At 61.6% G+C, this 14664-nt stretch carries 13 protein-coding genes and 1 pseudogene; 8 read left to right on the forward strand and 6 right to left on the reverse strand.

The window, feature by feature from the left end; all coding sequences use genetic code 11:
• Positions 1–173 precede the first annotated feature (173 nt).
• The gene (locus BUS06_RS17850) at positions 174–884 is read right to left on the reverse strand and encodes a pirin family protein (protein ID WP_074265465.1); all 711 of its coding nucleotides are present in this window, start codon (positions 882–884) and stop codon (positions 174–176) included.
• A gap of 429 nt (positions 885–1313) precedes the next feature.
• On the opposite strand from BUS06_RS17850, the gene BUS06_RS17855 reads away from it, so the two are divergent.
• The 4 genes from BUS06_RS17855 to BUS06_RS17870 all read left to right on the forward strand — a co-directional run bounded on the left by BUS06_RS17855 (position 1314) and on the right by BUS06_RS17870 (position 5223).
• Positions 1314–2003 carry an ABC transporter permease gene (locus BUS06_RS17855; protein ID WP_074265466.1) on the forward strand — a complete coding sequence of 230 codons (690 nt, stop codon included), beginning with the start codon at positions 1314–1316 and terminating at the stop codon, positions 2001–2003.
• A complete protein-coding gene (locus tag BUS06_RS17860; protein ID WP_074265467.1) occupies positions 2000–2713 on the forward strand; it encodes an ABC transporter permease in 714 nt (237 codons plus the stop codon). Before BUS06_RS17855 ends, BUS06_RS17860 begins: the two co-directional genes overlap by 4 nt.
• 16 nt (positions 2714–2729) lie before the next feature.
• A complete protein-coding gene (locus BUS06_RS17865; RefSeq protein ID WP_074265468.1) occupies positions 2730–3509 on the forward strand; it encodes an ABC transporter ATP-binding protein in 780 nt (259 codons plus the stop codon).
• Positions 3510–4077: 568 nt separating this feature from the next.
• Positions 4078–5223, forward strand: a complete 1146-nt coding sequence (locus tag BUS06_RS17870; protein ID WP_074265469.1) for a porin — start codon at positions 4078–4080, stop codon at positions 5221–5223.
• 184 nt (positions 5224–5407) lie between these two features.
• On the opposite strand, the gene glnK is transcribed toward BUS06_RS17870, so the two are convergent.
• Positions 5408–5746: a P-II family nitrogen regulator gene (gene glnK / locus BUS06_RS17875; protein ID WP_074265470.1), complete on the reverse strand. Its 339-nt coding sequence runs from the start codon at positions 5744–5746 to the stop codon at positions 5408–5410.
• A gap of 144 nt (positions 5747–5890) precedes the next feature.
• On the reverse strand, positions 5891–7579 hold the full coding sequence (locus BUS06_RS17880; RefSeq protein ID WP_074265471.1) for an NAD+ synthase: 1689 nt from the start codon (positions 7577–7579) through the stop codon (positions 5891–5893).
• 153 nt (positions 7580–7732) lie between these two features.
• Here BUS06_RS17880 and BUS06_RS17885 point away from each other — a divergent pair, with 153 nt between their 5' ends.
• The gene (locus BUS06_RS17885) at positions 7733–8902 is read left to right on the forward strand and encodes a GNAT family N-acetyltransferase (RefSeq protein WP_074265472.1); all 1170 of its coding nucleotides are present in this window, start codon (positions 7733–7735) and stop codon (positions 8900–8902) included.
• A gap of 9 nt (positions 8903–8911) precedes the next feature.
• A pseudogene (locus tag BUS06_RS17890) lies at positions 8912–9223 on the forward strand (GIY-YIG nuclease family protein); the annotation flags it as partial.
• Positions 9224–9558: 335 nt separating this feature from the next.
• On the opposite strand, the gene BUS06_RS38185 reads toward BUS06_RS17890, so the two are convergent.
• Both BUS06_RS38185 and ppa read right to left on the reverse strand, forming a co-directional pair.
• On the reverse strand, positions 9559–10059 hold the full coding sequence (locus BUS06_RS38185; protein ID WP_254368868.1) for a phosphoribosyltransferase family protein: 501 nt from the start codon (positions 10057–10059) through the stop codon (positions 9559–9561).
• A gap of 264 nt (positions 10060–10323) precedes the next feature.
• Entirely contained in the window at positions 10324–10851 is a 528-nt protein-coding gene (ppa, locus tag BUS06_RS17900; RefSeq protein WP_074266168.1) for an inorganic diphosphatase, read from the reverse strand.
• A gap of 272 nt (positions 10852–11123) precedes the next feature.
• Here ppa and BUS06_RS17905 point away from each other — a divergent pair, with 272 nt between their 5' ends.
• The gene (locus BUS06_RS17905) at positions 11124–12563 is read left to right on the forward strand and encodes an aldehyde dehydrogenase family protein (RefSeq protein ID WP_074265474.1); all 1440 of its coding nucleotides are present in this window, start codon (positions 11124–11126) and stop codon (positions 12561–12563) included.
• Between the two features lie 106 nt (positions 12564–12669).
• Positions 12670–13428, forward strand: a complete 759-nt coding sequence (locus BUS06_RS17910) for an SDR family oxidoreductase (protein WP_074266169.1) — start codon at positions 12670–12672, stop codon at positions 13426–13428.
• A gap of 45 nt (positions 13429–13473) precedes the next feature.
• Here the strand turns inward: BUS06_RS17910 and BUS06_RS17915 are convergent, their stop codons facing one another.
• Positions 13474–14664, reverse strand: coding sequence for a heme biosynthesis protein HemY (locus BUS06_RS17915; protein WP_074265475.1), 1191 nt, complete (start codon positions 14662–14664; stop codon positions 13474–13476).

The following is a 14664-nucleotide window of genomic DNA, read 5'->3' on the forward strand; positions in this document are numbered from 1 at the left end:
GGGATGGCGGCGCTGTCTCTGCGTCTTTGCAAACAGAAACGCCACGGAAATTCGTTCCGTGGCGTTTCTGTTTTTCTGCGCCGGGTTCAGGAGAACTGAGGGACTCCTGGGCTTACCCCCAGTTCGCGTTGGCATCGTCAAACGTCTTTAGCCGCCTGAGCACACCCCCTCACTTAAGCGTTCAACGAGCCGAGATCGAACAGCAGTACCTCCGCGTCCCGGCCCTGTTCGAGCGTGATCGTCTCAACGTCGACGATCATGGCGGCATCGCCCGCAGCGAGCGCTTCGCCATTCACGGTCAGCGCGCCGCGCGCCACATGCACATAGGCACGCCGCCCAGCCGGCAGCGGGAAGGTAGCCTGCTCCGCCCCATCGATCAGCGCCGCGTAGATCGACGCATCCGAGTGAATCGTCACCGAGCCGTCGCGTCCATCCGGAGAGGCGACGATCCGCAGACGGCCACGCTTGTCGGCGTCGTCGAAGCGCTTTTCTTCGTAGCCCGGTTGATCGCCGGCGCGTTGCGGCAAGATCCAGATCTGCAGCAGATGCGCCTCTTCGTCCTGCGACGCGTTGAACTCGCTATGCTTCACGCCTGTGCCGGCGCTCATGCGCTGCACGTCGCCGTGACGGATCGTCGAGCCGTTGCCCATGCTGTCGCGATGGGCCAGCGCGCCCTCCAGCACATACGTGACGATCTCCATGTCGCGATGTCCATGGGTGCCAAAACCCTGGCCGCCCGCAATACGGTCTTCGTTGATCACGCGTAGCGGTCCGAAGTGCATGTGATCCGGATCGTAGTAGTCGGCAAACGAGAAGCTATGGTAAGAGTCGAGCCAACCGTGGTTGGCGTGGCCTCGTGCTTCGGAGCGGCGAATCGTGATCATGGGTTTCCCTGGTCAATGCGTTGCAATGCACAGAATGTATGGGCGCACAGCATCCGGCACAACCCGCAAGCGTGCACCGGATCGTTTCATAAATACAGACAATCGGCGCACGCCGTGAGGCATGAGGGCGTCGAACTCGCGTGACGCGTCCGTTCGGGTAAAATACCGCGCTTTTCGGGCGGACATCGCCGTGCGGGCCGCCAAAACGGATCCGGCACGAGAATTTTGACCGCCTAGAATAGCGACGGCCAGTACCCCGCAGGGGCCTGCCGCGCGACGGGCGCCCCCCGGACGGGAATACCGCTCAACGGAGCACCATCCGACGGGAACGCCGCACACTTCGTACTACAGTCGAAACCCAGACCTCACGCGGCGCAGACAAGCCGCGTCTTTCGCGGTGTGCCTCATACGCATCGTCAAGGACCTTATATGTCCCTTCAAGGCTATGGCCCGTTGCTTCTCAACGGCACCTGGCAGACTGTCAAGCTGGCGGTGCTGTCGCTGGCATTCGCCTTCGTGCTGGGCCTGCTCGGCGCGGCGGCCAAACTGTCAAAAAACCGTGTCTCATATAGTGTGGGCACGCTTTACACCACCCTCGTGCGCGGCGTGCCCGACCTCGTGCTGATGCTGCTGCTGTTCTATAGCCTGCAGATCTGGCTGAACGACCTGACCGACGTGCTCGGCTGGGACCAGATCGACATCGACCCGTTCGTGGCCGGCGTCGCCGTGCTCGGCTTCATCTACGGCGCGTACTTCACCGAAACCTTCCGCGGCGCCTTTCTCGCCGTGCCTCGCGGCCAGCTCGAAGCGGGTGTCGCCTATGGCATGAGCGGCTGGCAGGTGTTTTCCCGCATCATGTTCCCGCAGATGATGCGCTTTGCGCTGCCTGGCATCGGCAACAACTGGCAGGTGATGGTGAAAGCCACCGCGCTGGTTTCGATCATCGGACTCGCCGACGTCGTGAAGGCTTCGCAGGATGCGGGCAAAGGCACGTTGCGGTTCTTCTTCTTTACCCTGCTTGCCGGGGCTATCTACCTCGTTATCACCACGGTCTCCAACTTCGTGCTGATGTACCTCGAAAAACGCTACTCGACCGGCGTACGGAAGGCGGACCTATGATCGAGATCATTCAGGAATACTGGCGCAACTACCTTTACAGCGACGGCTACCGCTTCACCGGTCTCGTCATTACCCTGTGGCTGCTAGTGGTGTCGATCGGCCTCGGCTTCTGCCTGTCGATTCCGCTGGCGGTCGCGCGGGTGTCGAAGAAGAAATGGCTTGCCAGTCTGGTGTGGCTGTATACGTATGTCTTTCGCGGCACGCCGCTCTACGTGCAGCTGCTGCTCTGCTACACCGGCCTCTATAGCCTTGAAGTAGTACGCAACCACGAGCTGACCAATGCGTTCTTCCGCGACGGCATGCATTGCACGCTGCTCGCCTTCACGCTCAACACCTGCGCGTACACCACCGAAATCTTCGCCGGCGCCATCAAGGCCACCCCGTACGGCGAGATCGAAGCCGCGCGCGCCTACGGCATGTCGCCGTTCACGCTGTACCGGCGCGTGATCCTGCCGTCGGCGCTGCGCCGCGCGCTGCCGTACTACAGCAACGAAGTGATCCTGATGCTGCACGCCACCACGGTCGCCTTCACCGCCACCGTGCCGGACATCCTCAAGATCGCGCGCGACGTGAACTCGGCGACCTATCAGTCGTTCAACGCGTTCGGCCTCGCCGCCCTGCTCTATCTGGCTATCTCTTTCACGCTCGTGTGGCTGTTCCGCCGCGCCGAGCGCCGCTGGCTCGCTTATTTGCGGCCCCAAGGCAAGTAAGCCGTCAAGGATCCCGATGAATACAAAGAAGCAAAAGCTCTTCGTCGACGAGCTGCACAAACAGTACGGCGACAACGAAGTTCTCAAAGGCGTTACGCTGCGCGCCAATGCCGGCGACGTAATCAGCGTGATCGGCTCGTCCGGTTCGGGCAAGAGCACGATGCTGCGCTGCATTAATTTTCTCGAACAGCCCAATGCCGGGCGCATCTTCGTCGACGGCGAAGAGGTCCGCACCCAGAAGGACAAGCACGGCGCGCTGAAAGTCTCGGATCCCAAGCAGTTGCAGCGCGTGCGCACACGGCTCTCCATGGTGTTCCAGCACTTCAACCTGTGGGCGCACATGAGCGTGCTGGAGAACATCGTCGAGGCGCCCATCCGCGTGCTAGGACTGCCGCGCCGCGAGGCCGAGGACCGCGCCCGCCAATATCTGGAAAAGGTAGGTCTGGCGCCGCGGCTGGAAAAGCAGTATCCGTCGCATCTCTCCGGCGGCCAGCAACAGCGTGTTGCGATCGCGCGAGCGCTGGCCATGCATCCCGACGTGATGCTGTTCGACGAGCCGACCTCCGCACTCGATCCGGAACTGGTCGGCGAAGTGCTGAAGGTCATGCAGACGCTCGCCGAAGAAGGCCGCACGATGATCGTCGTCACCCATGAGATGGCGTTCGCCCGCAACGTGTCGAACCATGTGATGTTCTTGCATCAAGGCCGCGTCGAGGAAGAAGGCCATCCGGACGAAGTATTCAGGAACACGAAGAGCGAACGGCTCAAGCAATTCCTCTCCGGCAGCCTCAAATAGCGCTTAAGACAACTTTTGTAGTTTGTGTAGTATTACAAGGCGCCTACGAAGGGCGCCTTTTTTCATCTCCGCATCCCCTTTTGCGACGTCAAACGTCCCAAATATCGCAACAACATCCCGTTTTTTGCCCTACTCCCACTGTTTTACAGCGTCAATAGTGGCAATCCTTAACGTTGCCTCAGACGAACCGTGATTCCCTTGTCAGACAAGGGTTTGCTGCTGTTTTTGGGATGCCTTGGCGAGTGCCCGATCACACCACTATTGCAATTTGGAGACACCAAAGCGCCCTGGGACCAATTTCTTCTCCCATCGAGGGGTATTTTTGATAAATTAGTAACCAAAGTACCAAAACAAAGTTGATTAAAAGTAGTTTCACTTCAAAACGCAGAGGAGATCCGGTCGACGAGGGATCGGTATGACGCAAAGAAAGCCGCAGGCTACATCGTCATCACAGTTCACCCGCTCGACCCGAACCGTCTCCCTGGTACGGATTTCTGTTCGGCGCCTATGGCGTCCGGACACCATTCGCAGTACTGGGTTTTTCTTTTGACAGGGTATGGAGGAGAAGATGAAGAAAGCATTACTCGCCGCGGCGTTGATGTCGGCCGGTGTAGTTGCTCACGCACAAAGCAGCGTCACGCTGTACGGTCGTCTGGACGCGGGTGTCGAATACATCAGCGGCCTTCCGAATGCCAATTACACGGGTTCCACCTCGCGTGTTCGCCTTGAGAGCGGCGACTGGGGCACGAGCCTGTGGGGTATGAAGGGCGTCGAAGACATCGGTGGCGGCAATAAGGTTCTCTTCCAGTTGGAAGGCTCCTTCAGCACGGCGACCGGCGCACTCGGCTCCTCCGGCTCCATCTGGAATCGCTGGGCGACAGTCGGTGTGGCGAACGACCAGTTCGGTACCTTCCTGCTCGGCCGTGAACTGTTCATCTCCAATGGCGTGTGGGACTTCGACCCGTTCGGTCAATCGAACTGGTCGTCGGCGTCGCTGGTCCGTGGCCGCAACTGGCCGCAGTCGAGCAACAACATTTCGTACCAGTCGCCGAAGTTCTACGGCTTTGACGTGTACGGCCAATACGCCTTCTCGAACTCGACGTCGTTCAACGGCGGCAATGGTTCGGCACAAGGGCGTGAAGACGGTCTGCAGTTGACCTACACGAACTCGCTGTTCCAGGTTCGTGGCCTGTATGACGAAATCCGCAACAACATCAACGGTAGCCTCGGCGATCCGACCGCAGGCGCTCCGAACGGTCCGTTCAACTACGGTCGCGAGTACTTCGCTGGCGTCAACGTGTTCCTCGGCCAGTTCAAGATTCAGGCTGTGTACCAGGGCGCACGTACTTCGGGCGAAACCGGTGTACCTATCGGCACGCCGACGACGACCGACCAGGAATGGGGCGGCGTGACGTGGCAAGCGACGCCGGCAGCAGCGCTGATCGCAGCCGTGTATCACGTCAACGCGAACAACGGTGCAGGCAACGCGAACATCTACACGATTGGTGGTTCGTACAACCTGTCCAAGCGTACGTTGCTCGACATCCAGATCGCTACCGTGCGTAACAGCAAGACGGCTAACTTCGGTCTCGATGCCAACGCAGCAGGCAACGGCGGCGACAGCGGTTCGGGAAGCTCGGTTTCGTACAACGAAAACCCGACTCATGGCCACAGCCAATCGGGCGTGTATGCAGGTATTCAACACTCGTTCTAATCGAACGGTGTAGCTCCGAGATCTAGATTTAGAAACTTTTTCACGCTGCTGCGAGAGGCGCGTATCGGTGCGATGTCCGAAAGGGTATTGCACCGTTTTTTATTGGTGCGAGCGGTTCTGCGACCGCTGCACGTGTTTGCGTTGCCTTGTTCTTGCCTGAGATCGCTAGAAGACCTTAAACCCCTCAGACTGCTGCTTCGTTTTCCTCACCGGTGCGAATGCGGATGACCCGCTCCACCTCGGCCACGAAGATCTTGCCGTCGCCGATCTTGCCAGTGCGCGCCGCGCCGATGATCGCGTCGATCACCTGATCGCACTGGTCGTTCGCCACCACCACTTCGATCTTCACTTTGGGCAGGAAGTCGACCACGTATTCGGCGCCGCGATACAGTTCCGTGTGACCCTTCTGGCGCCCGAAGCCTTTGACTTCGGTCACCGTCAGGCCAGTGAGACCGACTTCGGCAAGTGCTTCGCGGACTTCGTCGAGCTTGAACGGTTTGATGACTGCAGTGATGCGCTTCATGGTGTACCTCGTCTCTTGAGCGAATAGTTCGTTAGGGTGAAAGGAAATCGATAGCTCCGATTCTACGCCGCGCCGGATGGATTGCGGCCATTCCAGCGCGTGCCGCGTCCGCGCCGCGATTCAGGCCGCGGCGCCGGGCTTCGTTTATTCCACCGGTTCGGTATAGCGCGACGTGATCGGATAGCGCCAGTCGCGGCCGAACGCGCGATGCGTCACGCGAATGCCGATCGGCGCCTGGCGGCGCTTGTATTCGTTGATCTTGATGAGGCGCGTGACCCGCTTCACGTCATCCACCGCATAGCCGGCCGCGATGATCTCGGCCAGCGAGTGATCCTCCTCCATATACATGCGCATGATGGCGTCGAGCACTTCATATGGCGGCAGGCTGTCCTGATCGGTCTGGTTCTCGCGCAGTTCAGCGGAGGGTGCGCGCGTCAGGATCCGCTCCGGGATGACGTCCTGCCTGGGGAATGTGGTAGCAGCGTTGCGGTAATGGCACAGACGGTAGACCAGCGTCTTGGCGATGTCCTTGATCACCGCGAAGCCACCGGCCATGTCGCCGTACAACGTGCAATAGCCCACCGCCATCTCGCTCTTGTTGCCGGTGGTCAGCACGATCGAACCGAACTTGTTCGACAGCGCCATCAGCAGCGTGCCGCGAATCCGTGCCTGGATGTTTTCCTCGGTGGCGTCTTCGGCGCGGCCGGCGAACTCTTCGGCGAGCGATGTGCGGAATGCATCGAACATCGGCGCAATCGCGATCTCGTCGTAGCGCACGCCGACCCGGCGCGCCATCTCGGCGGCATCCGTCGTCGAGATATCTGCCGTGTAGCGCGACGGCATCATCACGGCGCGCACCCGCTCGGCGCCGAGCGCGTCGCAGGCGACGGCCAGCACCAGCGCCGAATCCACGCCGCCCGACAGACCGATGAGCGCCCCCGGAAAGCCGTTCTTGTTGATGTAGTCGCGCACACCCATCACGAGCGCCGCATACACCTGCGCTTCCAGCGACAGCTCGGGCGCAACGGTAGTGGGCACAGGGCGCGCGCCATCGAATTCGACGATCGCGTTGCCTTCCTCGAACTGCGCCATCTTCGCGACCAGCTCGCCGTTGCCGTCGAGCACGAACGAGCCGCCGTCGAACACCAGTTCGTCCTGCGCGCCCACCATGTTCACGTAGACCATCGGCAAACCGGTCTCGCGGATACGCGCCCGCAGGATGTCGACCCGCACGGCTTCCTTGTTGAGGTGATACGGCGAGCCGTTCGGAATCAGCAGCACCTGGGCGCCCGCCGCTTTGGCCTGCTGGGCCGCCGGCGCATGCCAGACGTCTTCGCAGATCACCACGCCGTATTTGACGCCGTCGAGTTCGAACACGAGCGGCCGAGGGTCCGCGGCAAAGTAACGCTTCTCGTCGAACACTTCGCTGTTGGGCAGTTCCTGCTTCAGGTAAGTACCGACCACCTTGCCGTCGACGATCAGCGAGGCCGCGTTAAAGGTATCGACTGGCGGCACGCCGCGCTCGATTGGCGCGTTTGCTTTACCATGGCCGTGCGCGGCGTCGCGGTGCGGATGACCGACCACCACGTGCAGGCCGGCGAACGGCTTCAGTTGTTCGGCGAGATCGGCAAGCGCGGCGGCACTGGCGGCATAGAAGGCCGGGCGCAGCAGCAGGTCTTCGGGTGGGTAGCCGGAAAGCGCAAGTTCGGGAGCGACGAGCAGCTTCGCACCATCGTTGTGCGCAGCGCGTGCTGCATCGACGACTTTCGCGACGTTGCCGGCGAAGTCGCCGACGGTGACATTGATTTGAGCAAGAGCGATTCGGGTCTTCATGGCAGGATCAGGGGCAAGCCGCGTAGCTTGCCGGTTGCATCGGCCAGGTGGCTCGACGAAACAGACAAAGTCGCAAAAACGTACCAACACGGACAAACGAGCGATGCTCCGCCAGACGCGGAGGATCGCTCAGATCAGGAACAGTCAAACAGATTGAACCAGCAACGTTTTGATTATCGCACGGGCATTCTGGCCTCGCCCTCCGAGGTGGACCCCGCCGAGTGGAACGCCCTCCTCGCCCAGCAGGCACAACCCACGCCGTTTCTGCGGCATGAGTTCCTGAGCGCGCTGCATACGAGCCGCTCTGCCGTGGACGAGACCGGGTGGGGTACGCAGTTCGTCACGCTGACCGACCCGCGCACGGGACGGCTCGCGGCCGCCGCGCCTGTGTATCTGAAGGGGCACTCGTACGGCGAGTACGTGTTCGATTGGGCATGGGCCGACGCCTACAAGCGCAACGGCCTCGACTACTATCCGAAGCTCCTGTGCGCCGTGCCGTTCACGCCTGTGCAGGGCAACCGGCTGCTGTCCGTGGATGCGCACGCACTGCGCCACCTGGCGGCCACGCTGATGGCGTTTGCCGAACAGGCGGACGTGTCGTCGCTGCACGTGCTGTTTCCTACCGCAACCGAAGCCGAAACGCTGACCGGCCTCGGCATGATGCAGCGCGAAGGCGTGCAGTTTCACTGGCTCAACAACGGCTACCGCGACTTCGAGGAATTCCTCGCGACGCTCGAGCAGAAGAAGCGCAAGAACATTCGCGCCGAGCGCCGCAAGGTGCGTGAGGCGGGCATCACGATGCGTCGGGTGCGCGGCGAAGATGCTACGGATGCCGACTGGCGGTTTTTCTCAAAGTGCTACCGGCAGACTTACCGCGAGCACTTTTCGAGTCCATATCTGAATCTCGAGTTTTTCCGCACGATTGGCGCGACGATGCCCGAGAACCTGCTGCTGGTGATCGCGGAATACGATGGCAAGCCGATCGCCAGTTCTCTCGTGGTGTATCAGCGCGACGAAAAGACTGGCGGCACGCTGTATGGCCGTTATTGGGGTGCGCTCGAACATGTGCCGTGCCTGCACTTCGAGACCGCTTACTATCAGCCGCTCGAGTTTTGCATCGAAGAGAAACTCGCGGTGTTCGAGGGTGGCGCGCAAGGCGAGCACAAGATGGCGCGCGGTTTCCTGCCTACCGTCACCCGCTCGACGCACTGGCTCGCCCATCCAGCCTTCTCCGATGCCGTGGCGCGCTTTCTCGACAACGAGACGAACAGCATTCACGCATACGTCGATGAGTTGCGTGATCACAACCCGTTCAAGAGCTAGCGTATCGCCATGCCGTGGTTTCTTTATCTGATCGAATGCGCGGATGGTAGCGTCTATACCGGCATCGCCATCGATGTGCAGGCGCGCTTCGACAAACATGTGAGCGGCACAGGGGCGCGCTATACGCGCTCGCGCAAGCCGCTGCATGTACTCGCTTCGTTTGAACTGGCGGATCGGTCCAGCGCGTCGCGCGCGGAGTACTTCGTCAAACGGCTGACGGCGGTGGAGAAACGTGCGTTGGCGGCGGGGGTTCGTACGCTGGAATCGGTGGTGCCAGCAAGCATCGCTGAGGAACAGTCCGATAAATCAGGAAGCGAAGCGTAGCGGGACCCTACCTTTTATGCTTGCCAACCCAAGAGCTGATGTTTGATACTGCGCTGGCACCAGGGAAGGGTACCTTGTGCCGCCTTAGCGGCGCCCTCTGTCGGCGTCCACCTTCTGCTTGAGGGATGAAAACGCCTTTTGCGCGGAGTCGGAGATCTGTTTTTTCCCGCGCTTTAGCACTGCGACCTCTGATTTCCTCAGCACTACGGAACCCGAGGAGGTACTGTGCTTCGTCGGCCGTGAGCGCAACCGGCTCGATCCCAAAGGTTTCACGGATGTCATGGCCAAACTCCTTCTCTAAGCGTTGCACCGTCTTTTGGACTGGATACAGCCTACGACCGACTAGCGCTGACCAGGACGGCCGCCGCGACGACGTTCCCGCCACCACGCCGTATATGGTCTGCAAGATCGCAAAGCGTTCCGCCAAGCGTCATGACGTCGTCGACCAGAACGTAGTCACTTCCCCGAAACACGACGCCGTGAAACGAGGCGCGTGCGTTCAGGCGCTCCATCGGATCCGCCCCGGTGTGATAGACCTTCGTTGTCTGCACAATGTCCTCATCCACTACGCCGCCGGCGATGGCTAGCATCGTAGCGAGAACCTGCGGTATCGCGTTGTCGCCCCTGGCTTCTCGCGCATGCGGAGCCACAAAGATCACGTCGACTGGCAGCGTTCCAGCATCCATACGGGATATGACATCCCGCAATAGCGGGCCTGCGATATCGGAAACAAGAGCAATTGCCGCGTCCGCATCACCGGCTTTTGCACTCTGATAAGACGGATGCTGCTTCAGTACTTTGTCGTCAGTCCAGACAAAAAGCGGATGCGTCACCGTCGCGGGAAAGCCAAACGTCCGCCGAGGCGGTCCAACTGGCGCTCGTTTCCCGAGCATTGAGGCCCGATTGTGCATCGGGTATTGATCGCTCGGAGAGTTGGTTTTTCTGCGCTTCACCATCGGTAAAGTATATCTTGGCTGAAATCGCCAGCGGCTTCAGATCAGTGTGCAGATGATTGCGCTAAAACATACTCCCATGAAAAAACCGCGCCGCCCTCTCGGGTCAACGCGGTTTTTTAACACCGGGATGCTCGAACCAGCTTACTTCTTGTAGTTCGCCACGCCTTCCGTGATTTCCTTGTGGGCGGCTTCGACATCCGCCCAGCCTTCGACCTTCACCCACTTGCCCTTTTCGAGCGCCTTGTATTGCTCGAAGAAGTGCTTGATCTGGTCTTTCAGGTACGACGGCACGTCGTCAATCGACTTCAGGGTTGCCGTCATCGGGCAGACCTTGTCGTGCGGCACGGCGATCAGCTTGGCGTCGACGCCCGATTCGTCCGTCATCTGCAGCATGCCGAGCGCGCGCGCGCGCACCACCGAGCCGGCCAGCAGCGGAAACGGCGTGATCACCAGCACGTCGACCGGGTCGCCGTCGCCCGACAGCGTTTGCGGAATGAAGCCGTAGTTAGCCGGATAGCGCATACCCGTGCTGATGAAACGGTCGACGACGAGCAGGCCCAGATCCTTGTCTGCCTCGTACTTCACCGGATCGCTTTGCGCCGGGATTTCGATGATGACGTTGAAATCTTGCGGAAGGTCTTTGCCTGCGGGTACGTGATTGAAGCTCATGAGCGCTCTCTGAACAGGATGAAATTCGGAACACGGCGCGCGATACGGCGTCTGACCTGGATCGGACGCGGCACAGCGGACCGGAAGTGCGGAATACGCCATTATAGCCAATCGGCCGATGGCACCTCCGTGACGATCGGCGCGATAATCGTTGGAACCGTGCTTTCGGACGCAGACGAAGTCGCACTTGCAGCAATGATTGCAGCCGTGACCGCAACCGCGGCCACGGGCGCGTCAGAAGCCGTTCCAAGACTTTTCAGCCAGGAGCATGCATGGAAGAAGCCAAACACTTCATCGGCAGCGAATGGGTCGCCCCTGCCGGCGGCGAGACGATTCCTGTGCTCGATCCCTCGGACGGACAGCCGTTCACGCAGTTAGCCCGTGGCAGCGCCGCGGATATCGATGCCGCCGTGCAGGCCGCGCGCAAAGCCTTCGATGGCGCATGGGGCGCCACCAGCGCAGCCGACCGGGGACGGGTGCTGTACCGGCTATCCACGCTGGTGGCCGCGAATCACGAAGAGCTCGCGCAACTCGAAGCGCGCGACACCGGCAAACCATTGCGCCAGGCGCGCGCAGACGCGACAGCACTGGCCCGCTACTTCGAGTTTTACGCGGGCGCCGCCGACAAGCTGCACGGCGAGACACTTCCCTATCAGAACGGCTACACGGTTTTCACGGTGCGCGAACCGCACGGTGTGACCGGCCACATCGTGCCGTGGAATTACCCGATGCAGATTTTCGGCCGCAGCGTCGGCGCGGCGCTCGCGACAGGCAACGCGTGCGTCGTCAAGCCCGCTGAGGACGCTTGCCTGTCGGTGCTACGCGTCGCCGAGCTGGCTGCCGAAGCCGGCTTGCCGGCCGGCGCGCTAAATATCGTCACGGGCTACGGCCACGAGGCGGGCGCCGCGCTCGCGCGCCACGCCGGGATCGACCACATCTCGTTTACCGGCTCGCCGCAGACAGGCAAGGCCGTCACGCAGATGGCCGCGGAAAACCACGTGCCCGTCACCTTGGAACTGGGCGGCAAGTCACCGCAAATCGTGTTCGCCGATGCCGATCTCCACGCCGCGGTCCCTGTGCTGGTGTCCGCTATCGTGCAGAACGCTGGGCAGACCTGTTCGGCGGGCAGCCGCGTGCTGATCGAGCGGGCCATTTACGAGCCGTTGCTCGATAAGCTCGCCACGGCGTTCAATGCGCTCCGTGTCGGGCCCTCGCATGCGGACCTCGACTGTGGACCGCTCATCAGCGCGAAGCAACAGCGGCGCGTATGGGATTTTCTCGACGATGCGCAGCACGACGGTATTCCGATGGCAGCGCACGGCGAGGTGATTCACGAGGCGCCGGAAACCGGCTTCTATCAGGCACCGACCCTGCTGCGCGATGTGCCTCCGGCCCATCGTCTGGCACGCGAAGAAGTGTTCGGACCCGTGCTGGCCGCGATGGCCTTCACCGACGAAGACGAAGCCGTGGCACTCGCGAACGGCACGCTGTACGGACTCGTCGCCGGCATCTGGACGCGCGACGGCGGGCGCCAGTTACGGCTCGCGAGGCGTGTGCGCTCGGGCCAGGTGTTTATCAACAACTATGGCGCGGGAGGCGGCGTCGAATTGCCGTTTGGCGGCGTCAAGCATTCGGGGCATGGCCGCGAAAAAGGGTTTGAAGCGCTGTACGGTTTTACAGTGCTGAAGACGGTCGCGATCCGGCACGGCTAGCCGGCCTGCAGGCCCGACCACGCTAACCGTCAACGTAATGAACGCACCGCAGGCACGAATGCACGAATGCAGCACGGAACGCATCAGCAACGACAACGGAGACATCATGCGCTTGAGAGGTAAAACGGCCATCGTCACGGGTGGCGGCTCGGGTTTCGGCGAAGGCATTGCGAAGACCTACGCGCGCGAAGGCGCGAACGTGGTAGTGAACGATCTGAACGGCGCGACAGCCGAGCGCGTCGCGAGCGAAATCGCGCTGGCGGGCGGCAAGGCCATCGCGGTAGCCGGCGACGTCACCCGCAGCGACGACTGGACCCGTCTGCGCGAAGCCGCGCTAGAAGATTTCGGCAGCGTCCAGGTGGTCGTCAACAATGCGGGTACGACCCACCGCAACAAGCCCATCCTCGATGTGAGCGAGGCCGAGTTCGACCGCGTCTATGCGGTCAACGTGAAGAGCATCTATTGGAGCGTGCAGGCGTTCGTGCCGTATTTCCGCGAGCAAGGCGGCGGCGTGTTCATCAACATCGCCTCGACGGCGGGCGTGCGGCCCCGCCCTGGCCTCGTCTGGTACAACGGCAGCAAGGGCGCGGTGATCATCGCCAGCAAGTCGCTCGCCGTCGAACTGGGACCGGACCGTATCCGCGTGAACTGCGTCAACCCGGTAATGGGCGAAACCGGCCTGCTATCCGAGTTCATGGGCGTCGAAGACACGCCCGAGAATCGCAAGCGCTTCCTGGCTGGAATTCCGCTTGGACGCCTGTCGACGCCGCAAGACATCGCCAATGCCTGTCTCTATCTGGCATCGGATGAAGCGGAGTTCATTACCGGCACATGCCTGGAGGTGGACGGCGGGCGTTGTGTGTAGATGAACGGGGCGCGACCTGAACAGGCCAGCGCCCACCGCGGATTGTTAAACCACGTTCATTGCGAGCGCGCTTTCCCGATAGTGCTGGCTCGCCTTGTCCGCGTCGCCAAGCTGCTCGTGCAAGCGTGCCAGCGCACGATGCGAACGGATCTTCAGGGTTTCGTTGTCGGCCAGCTTGAGCGCCGTCTCGAGGAACGACTGTGCCTTGCCCCACAGCTGCTGATGCAGACACAGGCGTCCCAGCGTGAACATCAGATCGGCATCCTCCGGACGCTCCTTCTGCCATGCTTCGGCCTTCTGGATCAGCGGCAGCGCATCGCCACCTGCCGTGTCCGGATAGCGGCGCAGCAGACGTGCGTCCCAGTTCTGCGCCAGCGCTTCCTCGACGATCTTGCGTGCGTCCTGCGGACGGTTGAGCGTCACCAGCAGTTCAGCGGCGAGATCGGCCAGGCGCGGCGAATGCCGCTCGGTCGGCGAGAGCGAATGCCACAACTCCAGCAGCGCATCGGCATTGTGACGCCGGTCGCGCAACAGATTCTCCGCCGCGAGCTGGCGCAAACGCACCGCCACAGCCGGGTGAATCGCCTCGCGCTTCTCCAGCGTCTTGACGAGCTTGAGCACTTCGCTCCAGTTCTTCAACTGCTGCTGCGCGCGCAACATGATCTGCTGCGCATGAATCCGCCGCGCGCCTTGCGACTGCATCTCCGTGAGCGCGGTCAGCGCGCCGTCCGCATCGCGGCCGTCCGCGCGCATGTCCGCGGTCGCCATCAGACGTGCGTCCTGCCAGTCGGCCTCATCGATCTGCGAAAGCCATTCGTCGCGCCGCGCGTATTCGCGCATGCGGTGCGCCGCCGTGGCCGCAACAAGGCCCGCCGCACCCTTGTTGTCGCCGTTGGCAAGCGCGTCGCGCGCCGCTTTTTCAGCACGCGAGAAACGTCCCGCGTACAGATTGCCGATGGCATCACGCAGCGCCGCGTGCGCCTTCACCACTCGCGAGCGGGCCCGGTAAGCAGCCACGCGCTGCGGCATGCGCCAGATGTTGCGCACGATGCGCAGCAACGCATACACGAGGATAAACAGCACCACGAGCGCGACCACGAACAGGTTCAGCGACACGTCCACACGATACGGCGGATAGACGAGCAGCACCTGCCCCGTATCAAAACGTCCCACCGTCGCCAACGCCACCGCGATGACAAATAACAACGCCAGCCAGATAAGTCCCCGGATCGCCAT

The sequence above is a fragment of the Paraburkholderia phenazinium genome, assembly GCF_900141745.1.
GTDB lineage: Bacteria > Pseudomonadota > Gammaproteobacteria > Burkholderiales > Burkholderiaceae > Paraburkholderia > Paraburkholderia phenazinium_B.

What these genes read in the sequence shown, in the direction of transcription:
- BUS06_RS17880 (WP_074265471.1), bottom strand. Translation starts at nt 7,579, where the DNA reads ATGAAGACCCGAATCGCTCTTGCTCAAATCAATGTCACCGTCGGCGAC.
- BUS06_RS17865 (WP_074265468.1), top strand. Translation starts at nt 2,730, where the DNA reads ATGAATACAAAGAAGCAAAAGCTCTTCGTCGACGAGCTGCACAAACAG.
- BUS06_RS17910 (WP_074266169.1), top strand. Translation starts at nt 12,670, where the DNA reads ATGCGCTTGAGAGGTAAAACGGCCATCGTCACGGGTGGCGGCTCGGGT.
- ppa (WP_074266168.1), bottom strand. Translation starts at nt 10,851, where the DNA reads ATGAGCTTCAATCACGTACCCGCAGGCAAAGACCTTCCGCAAGATTTC.
- BUS06_RS17860 (WP_074265467.1), top strand. Translation starts at nt 2,000, where the DNA reads ATGATCGAGATCATTCAGGAATACTGGCGCAACTACCTTTACAGCGAC.
- BUS06_RS17905 (WP_074265474.1), top strand. Translation starts at nt 11,124, where the DNA reads ATGGAAGAAGCCAAACACTTCATCGGCAGCGAATGGGTCGCCCCTGCC.
- BUS06_RS17870 (WP_074265469.1), top strand. Translation starts at nt 4,078, where the DNA reads ATGAAGAAAGCATTACTCGCCGCGGCGTTGATGTCGGCCGGTGTAGTT.
- BUS06_RS17850 (WP_074265465.1), bottom strand. Translation starts at nt 884, where the DNA reads ATGATCACGATTCGCCGCTCCGAAGCACGAGGCCACGCCAACCACGGT.
- glnK (WP_074265470.1), bottom strand. Translation starts at nt 5,746, where the DNA reads ATGAAGCGCATCACTGCAGTCATCAAACCGTTCAAGCTCGACGAAGTC.
- BUS06_RS17915 (WP_074265475.1), bottom strand. Translation starts at nt 14,664, where the DNA reads ATGGCGATCCGGGGACTTATCTGGCTGGCGTTGTTATTTGTCATCGCG.
- BUS06_RS17855 (WP_074265466.1), top strand. Translation starts at nt 1,314, where the DNA reads ATGTCCCTTCAAGGCTATGGCCCGTTGCTTCTCAACGGCACCTGGCAG.